Origin of the sequence: Streptomyces sp. NBC_00775 (assembly GCF_036347135.1) — a bacterium.
GTDB classification, from domain to species: domain Bacteria; phylum Actinomycetota; class Actinomycetes; order Streptomycetales; family Streptomycetaceae; genus Streptomyces; species Streptomyces lutosisoli.
In genome coordinates, this window is the sequence record NZ_CP108938.1 from 4,728,192 (window position 1) to 4,752,747 (window position 24,556).

At 70.3% G+C, this 24,556-nt stretch carries 20 protein-coding genes and 1 pseudogene; 12 read left to right on the forward strand and 9 right to left on the reverse strand.

From position 1 onward, the window contains the following. Nucleotides 1–15: 15 nt before the first annotated feature. Nucleotides 16–1,161, reverse strand: coding sequence for an FAD-dependent oxidoreductase (locus OIC96_RS21085; protein WP_330306353.1), 1,146 nt, complete (start codon nt 1,159–1,161; stop codon nt 16–18). A 133-nt stretch (nt 1,162–1,294) separates the two neighbouring features. On the opposite strand from OIC96_RS21085, the gene OIC96_RS21090 reads away from it, so the two are divergent. Both OIC96_RS21090 and OIC96_RS21095 read left to right on the forward strand, forming a co-directional pair. Continuing rightward, a complete protein-coding gene (locus tag OIC96_RS21090; protein WP_330306352.1) occupies nt 1,295–1,948 on the forward strand; it encodes a TetR/AcrR family transcriptional regulator in 654 nt (217 codons plus the stop codon). Nucleotides 1,949–2,064: 116 nt separating this feature from the next. Continuing rightward, a pseudogene (locus OIC96_RS21095) lies at nt 2,065–2,205 on the forward strand (transposase family protein); the annotation flags it as partial. 55 nt (nt 2,206–2,260) lie between these two features. On the opposite strand, the gene argJ reads toward OIC96_RS21095, so the two are convergent. The 5 genes from argJ to OIC96_RS21120 all read right to left on the reverse strand — a co-directional run bounded on the left by argJ (nt 2,261) and on the right by OIC96_RS21120 (nt 8,942). After that, nucleotides 2,261–3,472, reverse strand: coding sequence for a bifunctional glutamate N-acetyltransferase/amino-acid acetyltransferase ArgJ (gene argJ / locus OIC96_RS21100; protein WP_330306351.1), 1,212 nt, complete (start codon nt 3,470–3,472; stop codon nt 2,261–2,263). A 145-nt stretch (nt 3,473–3,617) separates the two neighbouring features. Next, nucleotides 3,618–4,598: a clavaminate synthase Cs1 gene (gene cs1, locus OIC96_RS21105; protein WP_330306350.1), complete on the reverse strand. Its 981-nt coding sequence runs from the start codon at nt 4,596–4,598 to the stop codon at nt 3,618–3,620. 62 nt (nt 4,599–4,660) lie between these two features. Next, nucleotides 4,661–5,602 carry an agmatinase gene (gene speB, locus OIC96_RS21110; protein ID WP_330306349.1) on the reverse strand — a complete coding sequence of 314 codons (942 nt, stop codon included), beginning with the start codon at nt 5,600–5,602 and terminating at the stop codon, nt 4,661–4,663. A 74-nt stretch (nt 5,603–5,676) separates the two neighbouring features. Further along, entirely contained in the window at nt 5,677–7,218 is a 1,542-nt protein-coding gene (locus OIC96_RS21115; RefSeq protein ID WP_330306348.1) for an asparagine synthase-related protein, read from the reverse strand. 2 nt (nt 7,219–7,220) lie between these two features. Continuing rightward, complete coding sequence (locus OIC96_RS21120) at nt 7,221–8,942, reverse strand: thiamine pyrophosphate-binding protein (RefSeq protein WP_330306347.1); 1,722 nt, start codon at nt 8,940–8,942, stop codon at nt 7,221–7,223. Nucleotides 8,943–9,395: 453 nt separating this feature from the next. Between OIC96_RS21120 and OIC96_RS21125 the strand changes: the two genes are divergently transcribed. The 4 genes from OIC96_RS21125 to OIC96_RS21140 all read left to right on the forward strand — a co-directional run bounded on the left by OIC96_RS21125 (nt 9,396) and on the right by OIC96_RS21140 (nt 15,011). Beyond that, nucleotides 9,396–11,042 carry a penicillin-binding transpeptidase domain-containing protein gene (locus tag OIC96_RS21125; RefSeq protein ID WP_330306346.1) on the forward strand — a complete coding sequence of 549 codons (1,647 nt, stop codon included), beginning with the start codon at nt 9,396–9,398 and terminating at the stop codon, nt 11,040–11,042. 345 nt (nt 11,043–11,387) lie between these two features. Beyond that, nucleotides 11,388–12,086, forward strand: a complete 699-nt coding sequence (locus tag OIC96_RS21130; protein ID WP_330306345.1) for an AfsR/SARP family transcriptional regulator — start codon at nt 11,388–11,390, stop codon at nt 12,084–12,086. A 253-nt stretch (nt 12,087–12,339) separates the two neighbouring features. Continuing rightward, on the forward strand, nt 12,340–13,338 hold the full coding sequence (locus OIC96_RS21135) for an MBL fold metallo-hydrolase (protein ID WP_330306344.1): 999 nt from the start codon (nt 12,340–12,342) through the stop codon (nt 13,336–13,338). Nucleotides 13,339–13,451: 113 nt separating this feature from the next. Next, nucleotides 13,452–15,011 (forward strand): APC family permease, encoded by a 1,560-nt coding sequence (locus OIC96_RS21140; protein ID WP_330306343.1) that lies wholly within the window; start codon nt 13,452–13,454, stop codon nt 15,009–15,011. Between the two features lie 9 nt (nt 15,012–15,020). On the opposite strand, the gene OIC96_RS21145 is transcribed toward OIC96_RS21140, so the two are convergent. Beyond that, nucleotides 15,021–16,091 carry a LacI family DNA-binding transcriptional regulator gene (locus OIC96_RS21145; RefSeq protein ID WP_330306342.1) on the reverse strand — a complete coding sequence of 357 codons (1,071 nt, stop codon included), beginning with the start codon at nt 16,089–16,091 and terminating at the stop codon, nt 15,021–15,023. Nucleotides 16,092–16,228: 137 nt separating this feature from the next. Then, nucleotides 16,229–17,425 carry an MFS transporter gene (locus tag OIC96_RS21150; RefSeq protein WP_330306341.1) on the reverse strand — a complete coding sequence of 399 codons (1,197 nt, stop codon included), beginning with the start codon at nt 17,423–17,425 and terminating at the stop codon, nt 16,229–16,231. A gap of 182 nt (nt 17,426–17,607) precedes the next feature. Between OIC96_RS21150 and OIC96_RS21155 the strand changes: the two genes are divergently transcribed. The 6 genes from OIC96_RS21155 to OIC96_RS21180 all read left to right on the forward strand — a co-directional run bounded on the left by OIC96_RS21155 (nt 17,608) and on the right by OIC96_RS21180 (nt 22,351). Then, nucleotides 17,608–17,856, forward strand: coding sequence for a hypothetical protein (locus OIC96_RS21155; RefSeq protein WP_330306340.1), 249 nt, complete (start codon nt 17,608–17,610; stop codon nt 17,854–17,856). Nucleotides 17,857–18,007: 151 nt separating this feature from the next. Continuing rightward, on the forward strand, nt 18,008–18,406 hold the full coding sequence (locus OIC96_RS21160; protein WP_330306339.1) for a hypothetical protein: 399 nt from the start codon (nt 18,008–18,010) through the stop codon (nt 18,404–18,406). Between the two features lie 153 nt (nt 18,407–18,559). Beyond that, entirely contained in the window at nt 18,560–19,303 is a 744-nt protein-coding gene (locus OIC96_RS21165; protein WP_330306338.1) for a thioesterase II family protein, read from the forward strand. Between the two features lie 394 nt (nt 19,304–19,697). After that, the gene (locus tag OIC96_RS21170) at nt 19,698–19,841 is read left to right on the forward strand and encodes a hypothetical protein (RefSeq protein WP_330306337.1); all 144 of its coding nucleotides are present in this window, start codon (nt 19,698–19,700) and stop codon (nt 19,839–19,841) included. Next, nucleotides 19,838–21,178, forward strand: coding sequence for a PP2C family protein-serine/threonine phosphatase (locus OIC96_RS21175; protein ID WP_330306336.1), 1,341 nt, complete (start codon nt 19,838–19,840; stop codon nt 21,176–21,178). Before OIC96_RS21170 ends, OIC96_RS21175 begins: the two co-directional genes overlap by 4 nt. Before the next feature lie 105 nt (nt 21,179–21,283). Then, nucleotides 21,284–22,351, forward strand: a complete 1,068-nt coding sequence (locus tag OIC96_RS21180) for an MASE1 domain-containing protein (protein ID WP_330306335.1) — start codon at nt 21,284–21,286, stop codon at nt 22,349–22,351. A gap of 138 nt (nt 22,352–22,489) precedes the next feature. On the opposite strand, the gene OIC96_RS21185 is transcribed toward OIC96_RS21180, so the two are convergent. Then, nucleotides 22,490–24,556 carry a beta-ketoacyl synthase N-terminal-like domain-containing protein gene (locus OIC96_RS21185; RefSeq protein ID WP_330306334.1) on the reverse strand — a complete coding sequence of 689 codons (2,067 nt, stop codon included), beginning with the start codon at nt 24,554–24,556 and terminating at the stop codon, nt 22,490–22,492.

Sequence of the window (24,556 nt, forward strand, 5' to 3'; positions counted from 1 at the left end):
CTCGCGGGCAGGGGCTCAGGGCCGGGCGTCGCCGTCATCGCCGAAGTCGGGGATGTCGGCGGACAACAGGTGCTCGGCGCCACCTTCGAGGATCTTGGCCGTCTCGGTGGAGCGGGGGACCATGGTCTTCTCGTAGGTGCGGATGGCGTCGTCGACGGTGGCGGAGTTGGCGAGGGCGAGGGCGAGTTCGCCGGCATCGAGCATGGCGAGGTTGACGCCGACGCCGAGCGGGGGCATGAGGTGGGCGGCGTCGCCGAGCAGGGTCACGGTCGGGTTGTGCTCCCAGGTGTGCGGGACCGGGAGGGAGAAGATCGGGCGGTCGACGTAGGGACCGTCGTTGTCGGTGATCATCTGGCGCATGCGGGGCGACCAGTGGGCGTACTCGTCGAGGAGAAGGTCGCGGATGCCATCGGTGTCGTCGGCGGTCAGGCCGCTCTGGGTGATCCAGTCGACCGGTACTCGCTGGATGATGTAGACGCGGATGTGGTCTCCGCTGTTGCGCTGGGCGAACAGACCGCGGTCGCCGTCAGCTGCATGGGCGCCGCCCAGGCCGACCAGCTCAGCAATGTCGGGGTGGCGGTTCTCGACGTCGGAGAACCATGCCTCCAGGAAGCTCACCCCGGTGTACTCGGGGACGGCGGGGGACACGGCCGGGCGCACCCGGGAGAAGGCGCCGTCGGCGCCGATGACCAGATCGGTCTCGATGGTCGTGCCATCGGCGAAGTGCAGCTGCCGCGGCCCGTCGGCGGGCCCGCTGATCGTGTCGAGGGCTTGTCCCCAGTGCACGGTTCCCGGCTGCAGGGAGTCGAGCAGCAGGTCACGCAGCTGGCCGCGGTCGATTTCCGGCTTGAAGATCTCGTCGGCCTCCGGGACCTTATGGGACGCCATCGTGCCGGTCGGGTCCATCTGCCGCATCTCCTGCCCTTCGGGGCGGGCCAGCTTGAAGAACTCCTCAAGCAGACCGGCTTCGCGCAGGGCGATCTGGCCGTTGTCGGCGTGCAGGTCCAGGGTGCCGCCCTGGTTGCGCGCGTCGGCACTCGGTGCGCGGTCGTGGACGGTGACCGCGATGCCGCGCCGCTGGAGGATGCGGGCGCAGGTCAGCCCGCCGGGTCCGGCGCCGATGATGCTGATCCTGGCCTGGGCAGGTGCTACGGAGTTCATGGTGTTCCCTTCGCCGGCGCCGGATCACGGCCGCGGCCCTGCGCCGCGGACTCGTCAGGCACCGCACATTCTTGCAACAGCTACAAACATACAACCGTTCCAAGTTTGACGTAAGCCCGGTAGGGTTGAAGGCATGGCAGAGACGATCGACCCCGCAGAAACGGGCGGGAGGCGCGAGCGCAAGAAGGCCGCCACCCGACAGGCGATCGCCGACACCGCGCTGCGGCTGTTCCTGGAACGCGGCTACGAGCAGGTGGGCGTCCGCGAGATCGCCGAGGTCGCTGACGTGTCGGTGTCGACCCTGTTCAACTACTTCCCCCAGGGCAAAGAGGCGCTGGTCTTCGACGAGGACGCCCGCAACGAGGCCGCCCTGGTCCGAGCGGTCACCGACCGGCCGCCGGGCCAGACGGTCCCCCACGCTCTGCGCGCCTACCTCACGGGCTTCGTCGACTCGGCCTACACCCGAGACCCCCGCTTCGCCGACTTCCAGCGGCTCGTCCAGGAGACCCCGGCCCTGCGCGAGTACTCCCGCGCGATGTGGCTGCGCCACGAACACGCTCTGGCCCTCGCTCTCGCCGACCAGACCGGCCGGCCGCACGGCGACCTCATCTGCGCCGCCTACGCCCGGTTCACCCTGGAAATCCTCGCGTTCGCCGACTCCCGCCCCGACCCCGTCGCCGCCATCGACCAGGCATGTCTCCTGCTCGACCAGGGCTGGACGACCGCGGTCGCCGAATATGACCCCGAATCCGGCGGACCCGCCACTGCCCCCTCCCCAACCCCATAGGGCTGCGATTGGCCGCAGCTCGATTTCGAGGACGACCTATGGGCGTTCTACTTAGACGCCTGCGGGTTCAAGCCGACGAACGCACCCTGCAGCGGATCACGCTCAGCCCCAGCCGGGCTCTGGTGTACCCGCGCAGGCACGACACCCTCGGCCAACTCGCAGCCGGCTTCGGCATCTCCGTCGGCACCGCCCACGCCTACACGGCCGCGGTAATCCACCTGCTCGCCAGCCGCGCGCCCGGCCTATTGCGCGCCCTGACCGCGGCCCGTACCCACGGAATCATCCGGATCTGCGAACGCCAGGCCCCAGCCGTCAGGTGGTGTACTCCGAGTTCAGCCGCACATACCCCTCGGTGAGGTCGCAGCCGTAGACAGTGAACGCCCCGTCCGCGATGCCGAGGTCGATGCCGATGATGACCTCGTCGCCCTGAAGGTGCTCGGCGACGGCGGCGCGCAGGGCATCCTCGTCGCGGGCGGCGTCCGCACGGGGCGGGTACACCTCCACCGCTCCGAAGCGGATCGTCACCGCGTCCTGGTCGATGTCGGTGTCGTCGGAGCACTTGCCGATGGCCATGGAGACCCGCCCCCAGTTGGGGTCACTGCCGTGCACCGCGGTCTTCACGAGCGGCGAGTTGACGACGGTCTTGCCCACCCGCTTGGCCTGCGCAGCGTCACGCGCGCCCGTGACCTGGACCTCGATCAGCTTGCTAGCCCCCTCCCCGTCGCTCGCGATGTCCTTGACGAGGGCGAGCGCGGCCTCGTACAGGACCGACTCGAACGCGACGGGATCGACGTCCCCGGCCAGCCCGTTGGCGAACAGCACCGCCGTGTCGCTGGTCGACGTGTCCGTGTCGATGCTCACCGCGTTGAACGTCCGGTCCATGACCCGCCGGAAGATCCGGTCCTGCTCGGCGGGGTCGAGCCGCGCGTCGGTGGCGAAGAACGTCAGCAGCGTCGCCATGTCCGGCTCGATCATGCCGACGCCCTTGGCGATGCCGACGAGCGTCGCGTCCCCGCACCGCAGCCGGACCTCCTTCGGCCGGGTGTCGGTCGTCATGATGGCGCGGGCGGCACGGTCGAAGCCGCCCTCGGGGAAGGGCCAGGACAGCGACTTGAGGTGCTCACGGATCTGCGGCATCGGGTACTGCCGGCCAATCACCCCGGTGGAGGCGATGAGGAGTTCACCCTCGGGCACCCCGAGGGTGCGCGCCACGGACTCACGCACCTCGCGCGCGTTGGCCTCGCCCTCCCGCCCGGTCGCGACGTTCGCGTTGCGGGCCAGCACCACCACGCCCCGCGCCCGCCCGTCGGCGATCGCGTCCCGGCTCAGCAGGACACTCGGCCCGGCGAACCGGGAGCGAGTGAACACCGCGCTGACCTGGGCCGGGACCGTGGAGGCCAGCACGGTGAAGTCGTCCCGGCCGTCGTCGGCGAGACCGATCGGCGCGGTGTGCACGACGAAGCCCCGTGGGGTCGCCTTCTCTTCGGAGTTCTCGGTGTTCTCGGTGACTTCGGAGTCGGACATGGTCATCGTCTCCCGTCTGCATTACTTCCAGTAGGTCAGCATATTCATGCATCGCGATCGGAGCGACCCGACCGATCCGAACGCGCCGCAACCCCCTCCCGAACACGGAGAGGGGGTGCGGTCGACCGTACGTGCGATGCCGTGGTTACCGGCGCGGCGAGAACGTGACCACGTCGCCCGCCCGCTCGCCGCCCGACAACTGCCCGTTCCGGTCCGTCCGGATGTACACCCGGTGCAGCCACCGGTCCTTGCCGTCCCAGCGCGGGCTGAACGGCGTACGGGCGTGTGTGGTGCGGAAGTTGTCGATGATCAGCAGGTCGCCGGGGGTGAGCTTCACGGACTCCGTGACGTCGTCCAGGGCCTGGGAGAGGGCGGCGACCGCCTCCTTGTCGGCCGGCTCCACCGGGGCCAGCAGCTCCCGGTCGTAGCCGAGGTACGGGTCCTTCTCGTCCCCGTACAGCGGCTTGACGTTGGCGATGGCGCCCGGGTCCTCGACGCCGCCGCGGAAGGCGACGTCCACGCAGCAGGGCTGCTTGCGGTCGTACAGCCTGGCCTTCGTCTCGTCGTCGAGGAGCCCCAGCGCCTTGCGCACCGAACCGACGAGTGTCTCGGCCCGGCGCTCGTGGTCCGCGCGGGAGCAGGCGAGCATGACGTAGTTCGGCTGGAGGACGTGGTACGCCATCTCCGTGTGGAACTCGAGGAGGGTCTCGGAGGTCTCCGAGGAGAGGTAGTGGGCGCCCGGCGACGGGTACACGTCGTGGTAGACCGTGCCCGAGCGCAACTCCGCGTAGCCGGTGTGGAGTCCGAGCCTGCGGCCGGTCACGGCGAGCATCGCCTCCATGACCAGCCGCCCGCGGTCCAGCGGCGCCGGGGTGGAGGTGGGCGTGACGGGCAGCTCGTCGTCCGCCTCCAACGGCAGCCCGCGCAGCAGCAGATAGCCGTCCTCGGTGCCCTCGGCGTAGAACTTGTCGAGCGCCTCGGCCAGTTCGCGCGGGAGCCGCGCGGACAGCTCCTTCGCCTTCTCCAGGAAGCCGTACAGGTCCGCGCGCGGCACCTCGGGAAGTTCGGCCGCGAGAGCGCGCAGCTGCTCCCGGTGCGCGGTGCAGTCAATGATCGGAGAAGCCATGGGTGCGATATCTCCTTTGCAGCGGTGGGCGGTTGGTCACGTCTGTGGGTCGCGTCTGTGGGCTATGCCGGGGGGCGATGGGCGCGGGCGTACTGGTAGAGCAGCTCCGCGCCGATCTCGGTCGCCAGGACGGAGGTGATCCCGGCGTGGTCGTAGAGGGGCGAGACCTCCATCACGTCGAAGCCGACCGGCTTGAGGTCACCGACGCAGCGCAGCAGCCCGAGGACCTCCCGCGAACTGAGCCCGCCCGGCGCGGGGGTGCCCGTCCCGGGGGCGAACGCCGGGTCGCAGACGTCGATGTCGACCGACACGTACACGGGGCGCTGGCCGACCCGCTCCCGGATGAGGGCCGCGGTGCCGGCGACTCCCCGGTCACCGAACTCGTCGGCGGTCACGACGCGTACGCCGTGGCCGCGGGCGTAGTCCAGCGAGTCCGGCTTGGGGTTGTGGCCGCGGATGCCGATCTGCACCATCGCGGCCGGGTCGATGAGCTTCTCGTCGATGCCGTGCCGGAAGGGCGTGCCGTGGTGGTACTGGCCGCCGTAGAACGCCGGGTTGGTGTCGGAGTGGGCGTCCAGGTGGACGACGGCGACCGGGCCGTGCTGTTCGGCGACGGCGCGCAGGGCCGCCACGGTCAGCGAGTGGTCGCCGCCGAGCATCATGAAGGCGGCGTTGTGCTTCAGCAGCTCCGCCAGGTGCCGCTGTGCCGTCTCGATGGCGATGTTCATGTCGAACGGGGTCAGATCGATGTCGCCGCCGTCGACGCAGTTGATGAGGTCGAAGGTGCCGGGACCGCGGTCGATACCGACACCGTGGATGAGCCCGGACTCGTTGCGGATGGCGCGCGGCCCGAACCGGGCACCAGGCCGGTAGCTGGTCCCGCCGTCGTAGGGAGCGCCGATGACCACGACGTCGTAGCCGCGTGGCTCCTGTTCGAGCGGCAGGCGCATGAAGGTGGGGATCTGGGCGTAGCGGGGTGAGACGTGCGAGTCGATGCGTTCCACGGCTCAGTCGCCCTCCGGGGTCTCTACAGCGGTGGTCAGGAACAGGGACAGGAACCCGACGGGGGCGTACGGCCTCATGCCGCCCCTCGTTCCAGCCGGTCGGCCACCTGCCGCACCACCTCGGCGGTGCTCACCTCGCCCGGGTTCTGGCCGGCCACCACGGTGCGGTCGAAGAGCTCCCGCACCACCTGCTGTTTCGCCGCGTCGACCGATCGCTCCGGGACGCCCTCCTCCAGAAGCAGCAGGGAGAAGGAGGAGGTGGTGCCCGACCCCTCGTGGACGCCCAACTTGGGGCGCGTGACGGTCTGTTCGGGCAGCAGTTCGGCCATCGCGGCGCGCAGCACCCACTTGTCCCGCCCGTAGCGGCGCTTGAGCCCGGCCTCCAGCGAGACGAGCAGGTCGAGCACGTCGCGGTCCCAGTAGGGGTGGGTGGACCAGTGGCCGGACAGGGTGGACAGCACCGGCGACATCTCGTTGAGGCCGTCGTAGGTCGCCATGTCGTACGCCACAGCCGTGTCCAGGTTCGGCAGCCGGTCCTCGCGGTGCATGCCCGCGAGCGGGATGTCGGCGCCGTACCCGGTCAGGACCCGGCGCGCGGGGCCGTCGAGGGCGCGGTAGAGCGCGACGAGCGGCAGCAGGTACTCGATGATGTGCGGGTCCTCGGACTCCGCCGCCCAGACCGTGTACGGGAGTTGGCGCAGCAGGTCGGCGGTGGGGACGGTGATCTCCCGGTGCCGGGTGCCGAGGTGGTCGGCGACCGCCCGGGCCTGGGCGAACTCGTCGGACACGTCGGTGCCCATCGACAGCGAGTCGATCGAACCGGCCGCCCGGTGCGCGAGGGCGGCGACCCCGGAGGAGTCGATGCCGCCGGAGAGCACCACCAGCGGCGTACCGCCCGGTGCGATGCGCGCGCCCACGGCCCGGTCGAGAGCCGTGCGTACGGCTGCCACGGCGTCGTCCTCGTCCATGATCCGGCGGGCCAGGGGCGGGGCCCAGGTGCGGTGGATCTCGGCCGTACCGGAGTCGAGGCCGATGTCCATCACGGCGCCGGCGGGCACCTGGTAGACCCCGGGCAGGCCGCGCACCCGGCGGGCGTCGGCGAACGGGAAGCCCCGTGGACCGCCGTGCCCGGCCAGGGTCTTGGCCTCGGTGGACGCGGTGACCTCGCCGGGGCCCGCGCACACGTACAGCGGGACGGATCCGGCGTGGTCGCTGGCCAGCAGGACCCGCCGGCCGGTGCTGACGACGGCCGCGAACCGCCCGTTGACGAGGCGGAAGGCGTGCGGGCCGTAGCGGCGCAGCAGGTCCAGGAGCAGCTGTGCGTCGCCGCCCGGCTGCCCGGCCTTGGGGCCCAGTACGGAGTACAGGTCGTCACGGTTGTAGATCTCACCGGCGATCAGCACGGCGGTGTCCGTGTCGCGTGCCTGGGCGGAGTCGGGTGGGAGCCCGGGGGCGTGCACCAGGGTCGCGCCGAGGGTCTGCGAGCGCAGGCTCAGTTCGACGCCGGTGTGGGTGCCCCGGGTGGCGAAGGCGGCCGGGGGGATCCGGCCCCCGCTCGGACGAGCGGAGGCCAGGAAACCGAAGGCCGCGGGAAGGTCCTGGGACTGGGAGACCATGATCAGATGCTCAGCGCTCCGAAACCGCCGGGCTGGAAGTCGTAGTTGATGGGGACCTCGATCAGGAACGGGCGGCCCAGCTCGGCGCCCTTGCGCAGCGCGGCGAGCAGCTCCTGACGGTCGGTCGCCTTGGTGGCCTCCACGCCGTTGGCCTCGGCGAGGGCGACGAAGTCGACGCCGTTGAACTTGACCGCGGGGTCGTGGCTGCGGTGGTGGCCGATGTTCTGGTAGAGCTCGATCAGTCCGTTGGTGTCGTTGTTCACGACCACCGTCACGATCGGCAGGTTGAGGCGGGCGATGGTCTCCAGGTCCGCGCTGTTGGAGTGGAAGCCGCCGTCGCCGGCGATGAGGAAGGTGGGCTGGCCGGGGCGGGCGAGCTGGGCGCCCATGGCGGCGGGGATGCCGTAGCCGAAGCTGGAGCAGCCGGCCGAGGTGAGGAAGCCGAAGGGCTGGTCGGCGCGGGCGAACAGGACGCCGTAGTGCCGGAAGAAGCCGATGTCGGAGACGATCGTGCCCTCGCCCGCCCCGGCGACCTCCTCCATCACGGTGTTCATGGAGTCCATGACCTGGTGGACGCGCATGCCGTCCTCGTAGGCCGTCGGGTCCGCGAGGAACTCCGCGACGCGGGCTCGCAGCGGGGCGATGTCGTGCCGCTCCTTGGCCGCGAGGGAGGCCGTCGCCGTGTCGAGGTGCTCGACGAACGCGAGGACGTCGGTGACGACGTCGACGGTGGGCCGGTAGACGCGCGGGATCGGGTTGGCGGTGGGCGAGACGCGGACGGTCTTCTTCTCGGCGCCCTTCTGCCACATGGAGGGCCGCAGGTCCTCGGCGTAGTCGTAGCCGACGGTGAGGATGAGGTCCACGGGGGCGAACAGCGTCTCCAGGGCGGGGAAGTTCAGGATGCCGTCCATGTAGCCGGTGACGGCGCCGTAGTTCAGTTCGTGGCCGTGCGGCAGGACGCCCTTGGCGATGTACGTCGTGATGACGGGCACGTTGAGCCGCTCGGCGAGGGCGCGCAGCGCGGGGACCGCTCCGGAGCGGATCGCGGCGGCGCCGACGACCAGCACCGGGTGCCGGGCGTCCTTCAGGAGCTCGGCGGCCTCGTCGGCGGCCTTCTGCCAGCCGTCCGCGACCGCGCCGATCGGCTTGGCCGGGGTGTTCGCCGGCGGGTGCTGCACGGAGTCGTCGATGCCCTCGGAGGAGCCGAGCAGGTCGACCGGCAGGGAGATGAACGCCGGGCCGACGGGCTCGGTCATGGCCGCGGTCACGGCGGAGTCCACGAGGTCGGTGATCTCGTGCGGGCGCTCCAGCTCCACCGCGTACTTGGACATCGGCGCGATGATCGACACGGAGTCCAGGCACTGGTGGGTGTCGTTGGGGAAGATGTCGTGCGACTCGGACTGGGCCGCGAGGGCGATCACCGGCGAGCGGTCCAGGACCGAGGTGGCGATGCCGGTGGAGAGGTTGGTCATGCCGGGGCCCAGGGTGGCCCAGCACGCCTGCGGGCGCCCGGTGATGCGTGCGAGGACGTCGGCGGCGACACCGGCGGTGAACTCGTGCCGGGTGAGGACGAAGTCGATGCCCTCGACCTCGTCGAAGAGGATCGACGCGGCCTCCCGGCCGACTACCCCGAACACCTTCTCCACACCATGGTCACGCAGTCGCGCCAGGAGGGCGTGCGCGGCGGTCGGCTTGCTGCTGGGGCCGGTCGATACACGGGACATGGATGGTCTCCAGACTCGGTCAGCGGTGGACACTTCGCGCCAACCCTGACCAGGACCGCTCTTCGCTCCCTCTCCCCGGGATATCGGGGAGCGCGCGGAGAGAAACAGAAGACCGATGGAGCCGAGGACTCCGTTTCGGCTCCCATTAATTCGGACACCCTGCGTCCGATTTCACTTATCGAGGAACCACGAATCTGATGACTTCCGGCCACTGTTGGCCGGGCCACGAGTCGTTTCGGAGACATTTCCTTCGGAGGTCTAGACCACATAAACCCGGTCGTCGAACATTCTCGGCCAGCTCGCCCGCCCGTATATGGCCGAGACCGCTCGACCGACAAGCGGAGGGAGCCACCACCTGCGAGTCTCCGCCACTCCTTACCGTCTTCTTTACCTTGTCTTGAACTATGTGTTCGAGGAGAGACCGAAGAGAGAGGGGCGATTAATCTGCGCCATATGAACCGTTCCGATGGCTACGTTGACCACCCGCGGTACGACAGGCGCAGGTCCCGTCGTCGCGCGGTCGTATCAACGTTTGTGGCACTTGCGGCGACTGCGGGAATCGGCTACTGGGCCTACAACGCCCTGGTCGGAGACGACGAAGACGACCCACAGGTAGCCGCGGCCACCGGACGGCTGAACACGTTCCTCGACGCATGGGAGGCGGGCGACGCCAAGAAGGCGGGCGGGCTGACGGACACGCCGGACAACGCCGAGTCGTTGATCAAATCCGTCATGACGAACCTGAAGCCGTCGAAGACGGAGATCACCGCCGGCGCCGGGAAGCGGGAAGCGGAAGGGGAAGTAGAGATTCCGTTCACCGTGAAGATGTCCCTTTCCGGGGCGGGCGATTACCAGTGGGATTCGAAAGCGGAGCTCGTCGAGAAGAGCGGGCGCTGGACCGTTGAATTCCATACACCACTGATTCACCCGGCGATGGTTCCGGGACAGACCCTCGCCCTGGAGTCGCGGGAGCGAGCCGCCGTCCTCGACAAGAATGGCGACGAGCTCCAGTCCGCTTCTCTCGTGGGCGCCGTCGACCCCAAGACCGGCAAAGGGATCTCCGGCCTCCAGGCCCGCTACGACAAGCAGCTCGCCGGTGGCGGGGGCAAGGCCCAGTCGGTCGTGATCCTGGAACGCCAGAGCGGCCGCGTCGTCAAACAGCTCACCGGCTCGGGAAGCAGCACGGGCAAGCCGGTGAAGACCACGATCGACCCGAAGGTGCAGGAAGCCGCCGCCGAAGCACTCGACGGAGTGAAGAAGAACGCGGCCATCGTCGCCATCGACCCGAGCAACGGCCACATCCTGGCCGCGGCCAACATGCCCTCCGGCATGAACCGCGCCCTGGAGGGCCGTTACCCGCCCGGCTCCACCTTCAAGGTCGTCACCTCCGCCGCCCTGCTGAAGCAGGGGATGCGCCCCACCGACCGGGCGGACTGCCCCAAGTTCGCCTACGTCAACGGCCAGCGCTTCGAGAACCAGAACCAGTTCGTGCTGCCGTCGGGATCGACCTTCAGGGACGCCTTCGCCAAGTCCTGCAACACGTTCTTCGTCGGCGCCCGCGGGAAGCTGTCGAACACCGCCCTGCACGACACGGCGGAGGCCTTCGGGATCGGCGGCTCGTGGGACGTGGGCACCACGACGTACGACGGAAGCATCCCGGTCACGGAAAGCGACAACGACAAGGCCGCCTCCACCATCGGACAGGCCAGGCTCCAGGCGTCGCCGCTGGTCATGGCCTCGATCGCGGCCACGGTGAAGGAGGGCGAGTTCAAGCAGCCCGTCCTGGTGCCCGACGCCGTGAAGAAGAAGTACGAGGCCCCCTCACGACTCGACGCGAACGTGGTCGGCAACCTGCGCGAGATGATGCGCGCGACCGTCACCTACGGCGCCGGCTGGGCCCTCAAGGACCTGCCCGGCGAACCCCACGCCAAGACGGGCACCGCCGAGTTCGGCAAGGAGACCCCGCCGCGCACCCACGCCTGGATGATCGGCTACCAGGGCGACCGTGAGATCGCCTGGTCGGTCCTCCTGGAGGACGGCGGGTCGGGCGGATCCGACGCGGGCCCCATCGCGGCGAAGTTCCTCAAGAACCTCAACTGACCCAGGGCTGCCACCAGCCAGCAGGCCATCAGGAGATCGACCCATCCGCGACCGGAGCAACGGTCACGGAGCACTTGTGAACCGACGGTACGGGGGACAGCAGCCGCACGATTCGACGAAGCGTCACCGGGAGCGGCCCAGCCGCGCCGCGGGTGGCGGTTCCCCTCCGTACCCGTCAACACCTCAACGCCTGTTGGGCGACGGCTTGATTCACACATACAAGGGGGAACCGTCTTGAACAGCAGGACCAGCCTGACGATCCAGCTTCTTGGCCCCGTGACCCTGTTGAGAGACGACGTTCCGATACCCGTCCGGGGTCAGCGGCAGCGACGTTTCCTCGCTTCCTTGGCGCTGAAGCCCGGACAGGTCACCACCAAGGAAGCGATCATCGAGGACTCGTGGGACGGCGAGCCGCCGCTGACCGTCTCCGGCCAGCTGCAGACCTCGGCCTGGATGATCCGTACGGCCCTGGCCGAAGCGGGGCTCACCCGCGACGCGCTCGGCTCGCACGCCCTCGGCTACGAGCTCCGGGTCCCCGCCGACCGTATCGACGTGTTCGTCTTCCGCGACGCGGTACGGCACGTCCGCGAGCTGCACGCCCGCGGACAGTTCCAGCTCGCCTCCGAGCGCCTCGACGGCGCGCTGGCCATGTGGCGGGGCGCGGCCCTCACCGACGTCACCTCGGCCCGGCTGCGGATGAAGGGGGAAGGGCTGGACCGCGAGCGCACGTCGGCCGCCGAGCTACGCGCGCTGATCGACGTCGGCCTCGGGCACTACGGCGAGGCGATCTCCCAGCTGTCGGAGCTCGTCGACCACGACCCGCTGCGCGAGGACCTGTACGCCGGCCTGATGAAGGCCTACTACGGCGAGGGCCGCCAGGCCGACGCGATCCGGGTCTTCCACCGGGCGAAGGAGATCCTGCGCGAGCAGATCGGCATCAACCCGGGAGCGCGGCTGAGGGAACTGATGCAGGCCATCCTCCAGCAGGACGAACAGCTTCTGAGGTCGACCGGGGTTCCGCTGGCGGGCGACCGGGTGTCCTGAGCCGATCAGGAGTCCTCCCTCTGTGACGTCCCTTGACCGGCGCAGCGCGTCGGTCACGGGACGCGCGACGCGGTACGCAGGACACGGGACCCGGAACGCCACAGGCCGAGGGAGCACCTGCGCCGCGCACGGCACCGTCCCTGATGCCGCCCCACCCGCGACACCGGCCCCAATGACCGAAAATCACCCCATACGTCATCACCTGCCGTAGCGTTCCTCGCACTCAAGGTCGTCAAAGAGAGCGTGGCAGCACATGGCCGGGCGACGTACGGTCCTCAAGGGAGTCCTGGCGGCATCGGGTGCGGCGGCGTCCGCGACCGCACTGGTCGGAGCGGCATCGACGAGCCGGCGGGGCGCGCCCTACGCCACCCGGGTGCAGATGCGCTGGCTGGGCGTCTCCGGCTGGGAGATCGTCATCGACGGCCGCCGCAGCATCCTCTTCGACCCGTATCTGAGCCGTATGCCCTACCGGAACGCCAAGGGCGCCCTCGACCCCCGGCTGCCCCTGCGGCTCGACCGGGCGGCGGTGGAACGGGTGGCCGCCCGGCACCTCACCGGCCCACCCGAGCTCATCCTGGTCAGCCACGGCCACTTCGATCACGTGGCGGACGTCCCGCAGCTCCTGGCGCGCCCCGCCTGGGAGAAGCACCGTGTCCGGGCGATGTGCGACGAGACCGTACGTCATCTGCTGAGCGCCATGGACACACCCCGCACCCGCCTGGACGATGTGATTCAGGTCAAGGGCGGCGAGTACCTCCAGTTCGACGGATACACCGTGGAGGTCTTCCGCAGCCTGCACAGCCAGCAGCCCGACCACGGCTACTTCGCCCCGGGCCACAAGACCGTCCCGCCCCGGCGCCCCACCGTCCTGGGCGACCTGGTCGAGGGCGACACGCTCGCCTACCAGCTGACCGTGGACGGCGGCCCGAGCATCCTGCTCATGGGCGCGAGCAACTTCGCCGAGCGGGAACTGTCCGGCATCCGCCCCGACATCGCGGCGATCGCGATGACCTCCCACTCGGCGCTCCACCGCTACGTCGAGCGCCTCCTCGCCGCCATCGGCAACCCCTCCCTCCTCATCCCCACCCACCACGACGACATGACCACCCCGCTCACCGACGCCCCGTCCCTCCTGGCGGCGGCCACCCCCACCACGGCGGCCAAGGAACTCGACGCCGCCTCCGCCCCCGCCTCCCGCGTCCTCAGCCCCCAGCACCTGAGGGCCGTGGACGTCACGGCGGCGCTGGCCTAGGACCCGTCTCCTCGACGGCTCCGAACTTTCTGTTGCCGGTGAGCGGGTTCATGCTGGGAACAGCACCTCCGCGTTCTTCGGCCGGAGTGCGCCACACGTACCCGGAGGGCGCCATGAGCCTGCCTTCTGTCCCGCCCGCGACACACCCCTCGCCGGGCCCGGGGGCGACGGACAAGGGGCTCAAGGGCGGCGCGCTGGGGCTGTTCTCCAGCACGGTGATCGGCCTGGCCTCCACCGCCCCCGCCTACAGCCTCGCGGCGACCCTCGGGGTCATCGTCGGGATCGTCGGCTTCCAGTCACCGATCGTGGTCGTCCTCGCCTTCATCCCGATGTTCCTGATCGCCTACGGCTACAAGGAGCTCAACCGGGCGGACCCCGACTGCGGCACCACCTTCACCTGGGCCTCCAGGGCGTTCGGCCCCCGTACCGGCTGGCTGGGCGGATGGGGCATCGTCGCGGCCGACATCATCGTGATGGCCAATCTGGCCCAGATCGCCGGGGCGTACGGCTTCCAGCTGGTGGGCGCGGACGGACTGGCGCAGGACACCTTCTGGGTCACCGTGGTCGGCGTGGTGTGGATCGCCGTGATGACGCTGATCTGCTACATCGGCATCGAGATCTCGGCGAACCTGCAGAAGGTGCTGCTCACCATCGAGATCGTGGTGCTCTTCCTGCTGGCGGTCACCGCGCTGGTCAAGGTGTACGGGGGAACGGGGCCGAGCGTCTCGTCGGAGCTCTCGTGGTCGTGGTTCAACCCCGCCCGGATCGACTCGCTCGACGCCCTCACCAAGAGCGTGCTCGCCGGTGTGTTCATCTACTGGGGCTGGGACACCGCCGTATCGGTCAACGAGGAGACCATCGACCGCGATCGCACGCCGGGCCGCGCCGCCGTCATGTCCACCGTCATCCTGCTGCTCGTCTACTTGATGGTCACCACGTCCGCGCAGGCCTTCGCCGGAGTCGGAGAGCACGGCATCGGCCTCGCCAACCCGGACAACTCCGGAGACGTCCTGTCCAGTCTCGGCGCCGAGGTCTTCGGCACCGGGGCCTGGGGCGAGACCGCCACCAAACTGCTGATCCTGATGGTGCTCACCTCGGCCGCCGCGTCCACCCAGACCACCATCCTGCCGACGGCACGCACCACGCTCTCCATGGCCGCCTTCAAGGCCATCCCGGACCGCTTCGCCCGTATCCACCCGCGCTTCCTCACCCCGACGTGGTCCACGGTGGGCATGGGCCTGGCATCCATCGCCTTCTACGTCATGCTGACCCGGGTGAGCGAGAACGTCCTGGCCGACTCGATCGGCTCGGTCGGCCTGATGATCGCCTTCTACTACGGACTCACCGGGTTCGCCTGCGTCTGGTACTACCGCAAAGTCCTCACCCGCAGCGCCCGCGACCTGTGGACGAAGGGCATCATGCCCGGGGTCGGCGGCGTCCTGCTGCTCTACTTCTTCGTCAACGCCTGCGTGGTGTACTCCGCCGCGGACTACGGCAGCACCTCGTGGACGCTCCCCTTCCCGCCGCACTGGCGGCTCGGCGGCGTCTTCGTCACCGGTATCGGCGCACTGCTGCTGGGCGCCGTCCTGATGGTGGCGTACCACGTGATCCGTCCGGGCTTCTTCCGCCAGGAGACCATCCCCGTCTCGGCGCACGAACCGGACGGGCCGTGAGGGGTGTGGTCAGCCCTTCGGTGCCGGTGCCGGACCGGTGCTGCGGCGGACGATGAGTTCCACGGCGACGACGGGCTCGGGCGACGGCTCGGCCGGGCCGTCGATCTGGCCCAGCAGGAGCCGCAGGGAACGGGTGCCGATCTCGGCGAATTCGGTGCGTACGGTGGTCAGCGGGGGGAGCATATGGGCGGCCTCGGGGATGTCGTCGTACCCGACGACGCTGACGTCCTCGGGGACACGGCGTCCCGCTTCGTGGAAGGCGCGGAGCACGCCGAGCGCCATCTGGTCGTTGGAGACGAACACCGCGGTGACGTCCGGGCGCCCGGCCAAGCGGCGGCCCAGCGCGTATCCGGAGTCGGCGCTCCAGTCGCCGATGAGGGGTTCCGGGACCTCCGCGCCGGCCTCGTCCAGGGTTTCCCGCCAGCTCGCGATGCGTCGGTCCGCGGAGGTCCAGCCGGTCGGTCCCGCGATGTGCCAGACGGTGGAGTGGCCGAGGCGCAGGAGGTGTTCGACGGCCGCCCGCGCTCCGGTCCGGGAGTCCGCGGTGACCAGCGGGGTGCCGTCCCCGAGGTCGTTCTCCAGGACCACCAGCGGGATGTCGAGACGGGCCTCCGCCAGGGCCTTGCCCACCCGGAGCTGCGGGGCGATGGCGATCACGCCGTCCGCGCCCTCGGCCGACAGCCGGTCCACGGCACGCACCACCGTGTCCCGGTCGGCCGTGTCGAGGGCGATGGAGCTCACCAGGTAACCGGCGTCCTGGGCCGCGGTGTTGATGGCGGTCAGAATGGAGGCGGGACCGTAGCGTGCCGCGTCGAAGGTGATGACGCCGAGCATCCTGGTTCTGCCGCTGGCCAGGGACCGTGCGCTGCGGCTCGGGCGGTAGCCGAGCGTGCGCATGGCGTCCGCCACCGCCTCCCGGGTTTCGGGACGGACGGCCGGATGGTCGTTGAGCACCCGGGAGACGGTCTGCTTCGAGACACCGGCCAGCCGGGCCACGTCGTCCATCACCGGGCGCGATCCCGCGAAGTTGCGCCGGCTGCGTCCCTTGGGAACAGCGCCGTCAGAGGCACTTCGGGTCATGGGGGATGCTTCCTTCAACCTCGTCCAGCCTCGTCCAGGCGTTTGTGTCCCGCCCGGCAGGCCCACAGGATAGGCCGGGCGGAACAAGGAGGGCCCGGCGTCCTTGGTCGCGTCCAAGGGCACGAGAGGCGCCGGGTTCAGCGGGGTCGGGTGGCGCGGATCAGCCAGCCGGTGGCCGCCAGGCACAGCGCGGAGATCACACACAGCAGCAGCGGGACCGCGCGGATCCCGGACCACTCGATCGCCTTGCCGAGCGCGGGCCCCGCCGCGACTCCGCCGACCATGGACGCGGCGATGACCACCGCTCCCGCCCTGCGGGCCCGCGGGGCGGCCTTGTTGAGCCAGGGCAGCCCGGTGGGGAAGATCGGCGCGATGAACAGACCGACACCGGCGTACGCGTACGGTGCGAGCCCCGGCACCGCGGCCAGCAGCAGGCAGACCGTCATGCCCGCGCACGAAACGGTGATGATGGACTGGGCCGAGTAGCGCAGGGCGATCGGCGCGACGAGGAATCGGCCGACGGTCATCATCAGCCAGTAGACGGAGGTGGCGGTGGCCGCGACCCCCGCGCCGTAACCGACGGTCTCCAGATGCGTGGGCTCCCAGCCGCCGACACCCGCCTCGATGCCGACATGCAGGACGTAGAGGGTGACGAAGACGGCGAGCACGGAGCCCAGGCTGCGGCCGAGGACCTGCCCGCCACCGGCGCCCGCTTCCCCGGCGGGCTGGGGCGCCCGGTCCCGTACGCCCTTCAGGCAGAGCAGCAGCGGCAGATTGGCGGCCGCGAAGGCGAGGAAGACCGCCGGATAGTGCTCCGAGCCCACCACGCCGATCAGCGCCGGGCCGAGGATCGCGCCCACCCCGAAGTGGGCGTTGAGAATGTTGAGCATGGCGGTCGAACGGCGGCCGAAGCCGACGGCGAACAGCTGGTTGAGGCCGTAGTCGATGCCGCCGAAACCGAGCCCGGCGAACAGGGCCGCCGCCAGGCCGACGGGCCAGTTCGGCGCCAGCGCGAAGCCCGCCGCGCCGACGGCCATCAGCAGATACGAGGCGCCAAGGATCTGCCGGTTGCCGAGCCGGCCGTACAGCCGGTCGAAGAGCAGCACACCGGCGACACCGCCGACGAAGTGGGCGCTCAGCCCCAGCCCGGCGGCCGAGGGCGAGAGCCCGAACTCCCGCCGGAAGGCCGGGATCGACGGCCCGTACAGCGCCTGGAGCGCGCCGATGAGAACGAAGCCGACGCAGGACGCGACGATGGCGGCGGTGCTGAACACGGGGGCGTCCGGGGGTGCTTGGGCGCTCGTGACCTGTGGTGCGGTCGTGGGCTCGGTCACGTGGACTCCAGAGGACGGCGACAGACTGGCGATGTTACCGGTAACAAAACCGCCGTCAAGATCTCTCACAGAACTCCGCGCCCCGCCCGGACCGAAGGTGCCGCCGCAACTGCCGATCGCCCGGGCGCTCCGCTCGTACCGTCAAATCCCGTAGCTGTAGGACGACTTCAGGAGGGACAGGTATGAACAACAGCCTTCGTACGGCGGCCGCGGCCGCCGCGCTCGTCACCGGGCTCGTGGCGGCCGGCAGCACCACCGCCGCCGCTGCCTCGCGGCCGGAGCGCATCACCTCGCAGGCGCAGCTCACAGCGAGCATCCAGAAGGCGGTCGCCGCCGAGCAGAGCAACGGGGCCGTCTCCACCAACGGCGTCATCGCGGGCCTTGTCAGCTCCTCGACCGCCTCCGTGGGCGTCGACAAGGCTTCCTGCTGACGGGATGGAGGTGAGCACCGTGGACAGCTCTGTGGACAGCACCGTGGACAGCTCTGTGGATCACTTGGATCACGTGGATCACACCCAGGACCGGCGGGAGCCTCCCGTCACCTGGTGTCCGAGCGGGGAAGCACACCGTCCGGAGTCCGTCGTGCTCGGTGTCAGGTCCGGGGAGAACAACCAGGTCGTCTACCTGGCCGACCCGGTCCCGGCCGCCGATGTGCTCGGTGCCATCCCGGAGGGCATCGCACCCAACCGTGTCCTGCGCTTCGCCTCGCACTGCGTGTCGGACTGTGCGAACCGGATCGGCGAGGCCTGCGGGCTGATCGAGCGGATCCGGGTCGTACCGTCCGAGACCACCGCGAGCGCCGTGCCACGGTGCCACCTCCGTCCGCACTGCAAGTGGTGGAACCAGGCCGGCGTCGAGGCCTGCCACCGCTGCCCCGCCGTCAGCACCCTGAACTCCCGCGACGACGAGCTCGTCTCGCTCGTCGCGGACCCCTCCACCACCCGGGAACAACTGGACGGCTGGATCGCCGCGGCCGAGTGAGCGTGGGGGGTGATTGGCAGATCTGTTCCGCTGGAGAAGCCGAAAGTGGCAGGTGGACGGGGTTGGCCGTGGAACAAATCTGCCAATCACTGACGCTTGTTGGCCGAGTTCGACAGACGCAGAGTTTCGACAGAGCACGAGAGAAGGGCAGTTGTGGACAACTGGATACGTCGCTTCCACCCCGCGCCCGGCGCCCGGATGCGGCTGCTGTGCTTCCCGCACGCGGGCGGCACCGCCGGCTCGTACCACGCGCTGTCGGCCTCGGTCGAGGGCGCCGTCGAGCCGCTGATCGTGCAGTACCCGGGGCGGCTCGACCGCTTCGCCGAACCGTTCGCCGAGCGGCTCGACGACGTCGTGGACGCCGTGCTGGACGAGCTCGACGCGGACGACCGGCCGCTGGCGCTGTTCGGCCACAGCATGGGCGCGCTCCTGGCGTTCGCGACCGCGCGGCGGCTGGAGACCGAGGGGCGGGCGCCCGCAGTCCTGTTCGTGTCGGGGCGGGAGGGCCCGTCGCTGCCGGTCAGGACCCGGTTGCCGCAGAGCCCCTCGGACGACGAACTCCTCGCGGAACTACGGCTGTTGTCCGGCACCGCCGCCGAACTGCTGGACAGCCCCGAGTTCCTCCAGCTCGTGCTGCCACCACTGCGCGCCGACTACCGGATGCTCGCCGCGTACGCCTGCCCGCCGGGCCCACCGCTCGGCTGCCCGGTCGTGGCGCTGACCGGGGACAGCGACCCCCGGGTCTCGGTCGACGGCGTGGGGGCGTGGGAAGGCGAGACCGACGGGCCGTTCACGCGCCATGTGCTGCCTGGCGGGCACTTCTATCTCGACGATCACCGGACGTATGTCGCCGATGTGATCACATCGGTATGTGGGTCGGCCGTGTCGGCCGTCTGACGACCTCGTCTGGCAGTGTTCTCCGTACGGAGCATGTAGGCGAAGTCGGCCAGGTCCCCCTTTGCGGTGGCCTGGCCGCGCCGGCCGGATGGCTGCTCGAACGGTCGCAACGCCGTTCGGTGATCCAGTCCGGGATGTCGCGAGGCACTCGCCAAAGCTGGACGCTGCTTGTTCTGGGGCCTGGCTTCGGTCGTGATCGCATCCGGGTTTCCCTGCTCGGCCGGTCCCGCGGCGGGCTGGGCACCAAGAAGATGCCGCTGCCGGCCCCGCCTCCCTTGGGACCCACCCGGGCTGTCCGGATGTGGCATGCCGCTCCTGGAGTAATGACCGTTTGCCCTGACGGGCCGTGTCAGGCTGTGGTCTCGATTGATCAGGGCGGTGTCAGGAGGCCGGAATGTACCGCTCGAGTGAGGAGCGGTGCCGGTGGCGCAGGACCACCGCGGTGGCCGCCGACGCCCCGTTCGCCCTGATCGGCATCGATCGCCGGCGGCTGAAGGTGGCCGAGACCGCGCTTCGGGCCGGCGGGTGCTCGTCATGACAGGAGAGGACGAAGGGCAGCAACCGGGGCTGCCGCAGCTTCCCGATCTGCATGTGCGGTTGCGTGACGAGTTGGGCCGGATCGACGACCAACTGCGCGGTCTGCTGGACACCATGGACCGGCTGCAGGGCCTGCTCGACGCGGTGGTGGCCATCAGCCGGGAGGTGGAGCTGCCTGCCGTGCTGCACCGCATCGTGACCACCGCCATGGAACTGGTCGGCAGCCGCTACGGGGCGCTGGCCGTACTCGGCGAGTCCGAAGAGCAGCTGGAGCAGTTCATCGCCGTCGGCCTGTCCGAACAGGAACGCGCTGATCTGGCCGAGACCGGCCTGCCCCGCGGTCGGGGTGTCCTCGGGCACCTGATCCGCCACCCCGAACCGCTGCGGGTCGACAGCATCTCCACTCATCCGTCATCCGTCGGTTTCCCGCCCGGCCACCCGTACCTGCGTACCTTGCTCGGCGTCGCCATCAGCGTGCGCGGCGAGATCTACGGTGACCTCTACCTGTCCGAGCGGCGTGACGGACAGCCCTTCGACGTCCACGACGAGAACGTCGTCGTCGCCCTGGCCAGCGCCGCCGGCATCGCGATCGAAAACGTCCGCCTGTTTGAACGGGTTCGCCTCGGAGCCGAGCAGTTCCAACGGCTGCTGTTGCCGACGCTGCCCGACCTGCGACCGTTCGCCGCCGCTGCCATCTATCAGCCCGCCGCCGAGCCCAGTCGACTCGGCGGGGACTGGTACGACGCCATCCCGCTGCCCGGCAACGTCGTGGCGGTCGTCATCGGTGACGTGGTCGGCCACGATCTGCAGGCCGCGGCCGCCATGGCCTGCACCCGTAACATGCTGCGCTCGTTGCTGTTCCTGTTCGACCGTGGCAATCCGCCCGGCGCGGTCCTCACCCAGCTCGACCGCACCCTGCAGGCCATCACGGACAATCCCGTCACCACGACCACCCTGGCGCGTTTCGAACCGGAGGGAGGCGGCTGGCGCCTCCACTGGAGCACCGCGGGCCATGTCCCACCCCTGCTGATCACTCCTGAGCACCGAACCGAATACCTGTTCGGCGAACCCGGGCTACCGCTCGGAGTCGACCCCGAGCAGCCCCGCCCCGATCACTCGCGCTTCCTGCCCCCGGACACCACCGTGGTCTTCTTCACCGACGGGCTGATCGAACATCCCAACCACTCGATCGACGAAAGCATGAACCAGCTCGCCGATCTCGCCATCGCGTATGCCGACCTGCCCCTGCAGGAGTTCGTTCAAGCACTGGCCGATCACCACCCCAGCGACGGTCACGACGACATGGCCATCCTCGCCCTGCGCACCCCGCACGGCTGATCCTCGTGACCAAGGACCGAACGTTCAGTTCAACGGCGCCGTGGAGGATCCGGGGGATCCGACGGATGATGGACATCGGGGCGATGTCGATGCGGAGGTCGCCCGATGACTGACGCACGGCGTGAGTGGATCCGGCGCGGCGGCTTGGCCGCCCTGGAGATCTGCTTCGTTGCCGCGCTGTATTACGGCTCCGCCAAGCTGGGACTGCTCCAGCAGCTGGTGCGCGGCCAGGTCACTCCCCTCTGGCCACCCACCGGCATCGCCCTGGCGAGCCTGCTCCTCCGCGGCCCGCGAGTATGGCCCGGAATCGCACTCGGCGCACTCCTGGTCAACGCCCCGCTCGGCCCATCGGTACCGGCCGTGCTCGCGATCGTCGCGGGAAACACCCTCGCGCCCCTCTGCTCGTACGCACTGCTCCGCCGTACGGGGTTCCACAACGCGCTGGACCGCTTGCGGGACGCGCTGGCACTGATCTTTCTCGGTGCGTTCACCGGAATGCTGGTCAGCGCGACGACAGGCAGCGGGACACTGCTTCTGGCCGGTGTGCTGGGCTCCGACGACTTCTGGCCGACGTGGTCGGTCTGGTGGACCGGCGACGCGATGGGTGTCCTGGTGGTCACGCCGGTCCTGCTCGTACTCCGCTCGGCACGCTGGCCGAAGCACGCTCCGACGTCCCGTTGGGTGGAGGGACTGCTGCTTCTGGCAGCCACGGTCTGCGTCGGTTTCCTCGAGACCAACAGCACGTCCCTCATGTTCCTCGGCTTCCCGCTGCTGATCTGGGCGGCCTTCCGCTTCCAGCTGGCCGGTGCCGCGCCCTGCGCCTTGGCCGTGTCGACCTTCGCGATCATCGCCGCCGCCGAGGAAACAGGCGCGTTCGCCGGTCATGACCTGCTCACCAACATGATCACCCTGCAGGCGTTCAACGGTTCCACCTCGCTGACCGCGCTCCTGCTCGCGGCAGCCGTCAGCGAGCGCAACCAGACCCAGATGGAGATCGCGCGAGCCTGCGGGCAGCTCGCCGGGATGGCGGCCAAGATCGCCGCCGGCGGCCACCACCGCCCACCGCTCCCCGACAGCGGCAGCGACTCCGGCACCGGCACCGACACCGACACCGACACCGACAGCCAACGGGCCCAGAGCCCGGATTTGATCGCGACTGAAGACCGGCCCTAGGTCGCGTCGGCCGTCTCGGCCGTCCCGATGCCGACGCCCCGCCGAACGACGACGAGGGCCGGTGTCCGAACCCCTCCCGGGTTCGGGCACCGGCCCTCGTCGTACTGCCTACTCACTCCTCCCGCTCACTCCTCCCGCTCACTCCCCCTCGAACTCCGCCAGCAGCGCGTCCAGTGAGTCCTCCGCGCTCTCCGAGGCCTTGACCGCGACGATCTGGCGGGCCATCTCGTGGAGGGTCAGCTGCTCCAGGAACAGGGTGATCGGGACGTCGATGCCGAAGTCGTCGCGGAGGCAGCCGACGAGGTGGACGGCGGTGAGGGAGTCGCCGCCGGCCGCGAAGTAGGTCATCTCCGGGTCGTCCGGGGAGTCCAGGTCCAGGGCTTCGGCCAGCAGGGCGCGGACCGCCGTCTCCAGGTCGTCGGCCCGCTCCTCGGCCGGCTCCTCGACGGGCTGGGCGCGGGAGGAGAGGTCGAGGGCGCCGAAGCTGTCGCCCGCGAAGGGATACGTCGGCAGGCTCACCCGCCGGCCCTCACCCGCCCACGGCACCTGCTCGCCCTTCAGCCACGCCTCGCCGAGTGCACGCAGTTCACCGTCAGCGGTGCTCGCGAGCCCCGCCGTCATGGCCCGGCCCTCCGCCAGTTCGAGGAGTTGCGCGGCGGCGTCCGCCCGGTCCGAGGCCACGACATAGGCGCGTACGGCCATGGGGGCGCGCCCCAGCCGCAGCGTGTGGGCGGTGTCGGCGAGGGACGGGGCGGCCGCCGGATCCCGCAGGGCCGACGCCAGCCGGCCCGCGAGTGCCGTGAGCGCCTCCCGGGTGCGGGCGGAGAGCAGCAGGAGTTCGGGGCCCGCCTGCGCCTGGCCGGCGGGTGTCCCCTGCGGTGCCCGCGGTGCCTCTTCCAGGACCGCGTGGACGTTTGTGCCGCCGATGCCGACCGAGCTCACCCCGGCGCGGCGCGGGCCGCGGTCGGGGCTCGCCCAGGGGGTGGTCCGGTCGACCACGTGGAACGGGGAGTCGTCGAGGACGAGGTCGGGGTGCGGGCGGGTGGCGCCGGCGGTGGGCACCAGGGTCCGGTGCTCCAGCATCAGGACCGCCTTGATGAGCGCGGCCACACCCGCCGCGGCGTCCAGGTGACCGAGGTTGGACTTCACGGAGCCGATGCCGATGGACCGGGTGCCCATGGCGCCCTTGAACGCGGCGGTCGCGGCGGCCATTTCGATGCGGTCACCGAGCTGGGTGGCCGTGCCGTGCGTCTCGACGTACTGGGCGTCCGCCGGGTCGAGCCCCGCCGCCGCCCAGGCCTCGGCGATCGCGGCCGTCTGCTGGTCGACACCGGGCGCGGTGAACCCGACCTTGGTGGCACCGTCGTTGGTGACGGCGGTGGCGCGGATGACCGCGCGGATCTGGTCGCCGTCGGCGAGCGCGTCGGACAGCCGGCGCAGCACCACCAGGCCGACTCCGTTGCCGGGGACCGTGCCGCCGGCCTGCTCGTCGAAGGGCCGGCACCGGCCGTCGGGCGAGAAGATCCCGCCCTGGTAGTGGACGTAACCGCGCTTGCGTACGGTGTCCACGGCGACGCCGCCGGCCAGCGCGGTGTCGCACTCGCCGAGGAGCAGGGCCTGCGCCGCCAGGTGCACCGCCGTCAGGGAGGTCGAGCAGGCCGTCTGCACGGTGAGGCTGGGGCCGTCGAGGCCGAGCCGGTAGGAGACCCAGGGGGCGAGGAACTCGCGGTCGGTGAGGATCCGCACCTGGAGCGCGCCGATCGACGCGGCGAGTTTGCGGTCGGTCTGCGCGGCCAGCATGTGCTCGGTGACACCGCCGCCGACGTACACGCCCGTGCGGGGCGGCCCGTCGAGGGGGTTGTAGCCCGCGTCCTCCAGGGCGGCCCAGGCCGTCTGCAGGAGCAGCCGGTGCTGCGGGTCGAGGGCGGCGGCCTCGGTGCGGTTGAAGCCGAACAGCTCGGCCTCGAACCGGTCCGCGTCCGGGAGGTAGCCCTTGGTGGGCACGTAGTCGCGACCGCGGATCTCCTGCGGGTCGGCGCCGTCGGCGAGCAGTTCGTCCTCGGTGAAGTCGGTGAGGGAGCAGACACCGCCGACGAGGTTGTTCCAGTACGTGTCCAGGTCGGGGGCGCCGGGGAAGCGTCCGCTCATGCCGACGACCGCGATCGCGGAGTCGAGGGATTCGGTGGTGGCGCTGGTGTCGGTCAT

Excerpts from the sequence above, each read along its gene's own strand:
- OIC96_RS21140 (WP_330306343.1), top strand. The coding sequence starts at position 13,452 with ATGAGCCTGCCTTCTGTCCCGCCCGCGACACACCCCTCGCCGGGCCCG.
- OIC96_RS21170 (WP_330306337.1), top strand. The coding sequence starts at position 19,698 with ATGTACCGCTCGAGTGAGGAGCGGTGCCGGTGGCGCAGGACCACCGCG.
- cs1 (WP_330306350.1), bottom strand. The coding sequence starts at position 4,598 with ATGGCTTCTCCGATCATTGACTGCACCGCGCACCGGGAGCAGCTGCGC.
- argJ (WP_330306351.1), bottom strand. The coding sequence starts at position 3,472 with ATGTCCGACTCCGAAGTCACCGAGAACACCGAGAACTCCGAAGAGAAG.
- OIC96_RS21180 (WP_330306335.1), top strand. The coding sequence starts at position 21,284 with ATGACTGACGCACGGCGTGAGTGGATCCGGCGCGGCGGCTTGGCCGCC.
- OIC96_RS21175 (WP_330306336.1), top strand. The coding sequence starts at position 19,838 with ATGACAGGAGAGGACGAAGGGCAGCAACCGGGGCTGCCGCAGCTTCCC.
- OIC96_RS21085 (WP_330306353.1), bottom strand. The coding sequence starts at position 1,161 with ATGAACTCCGTAGCACCTGCCCAGGCCAGGATCAGCATCATCGGCGCC.
- OIC96_RS21120 (WP_330306347.1), bottom strand. The coding sequence starts at position 8,942 with ATGTCCCGTGTATCGACCGGCCCCAGCAGCAAGCCGACCGCCGCGCAC.
- OIC96_RS21185 (WP_330306334.1), bottom strand. The coding sequence starts at position 24,556 with ATGACCGACACCAGCGCCACCACCGAATCCCTCGACTCCGCGATCGCG.
- OIC96_RS21125 (WP_330306346.1), top strand. The coding sequence starts at position 9,396 with ATGAACCGTTCCGATGGCTACGTTGACCACCCGCGGTACGACAGGCGC.
- OIC96_RS21090 (WP_330306352.1), top strand. The coding sequence starts at position 1,295 with ATGGCAGAGACGATCGACCCCGCAGAAACGGGCGGGAGGCGCGAGCGC.
- OIC96_RS21115 (WP_330306348.1), bottom strand. The coding sequence starts at position 7,218 with ATGGTCTCCCAGTCCCAGGACCTTCCCGCGGCCTTCGGTTTCCTGGCC.
- OIC96_RS21145 (WP_330306342.1), bottom strand. The coding sequence starts at position 16,091 with ATGACCCGAAGTGCCTCTGACGGCGCTGTTCCCAAGGGACGCAGCCGG.
- OIC96_RS21155 (WP_330306340.1), top strand. The coding sequence starts at position 17,608 with ATGAACAACAGCCTTCGTACGGCGGCCGCGGCCGCCGCGCTCGTCACC.
- OIC96_RS21135 (WP_330306344.1), top strand. The coding sequence starts at position 12,340 with ATGGCCGGGCGACGTACGGTCCTCAAGGGAGTCCTGGCGGCATCGGGT.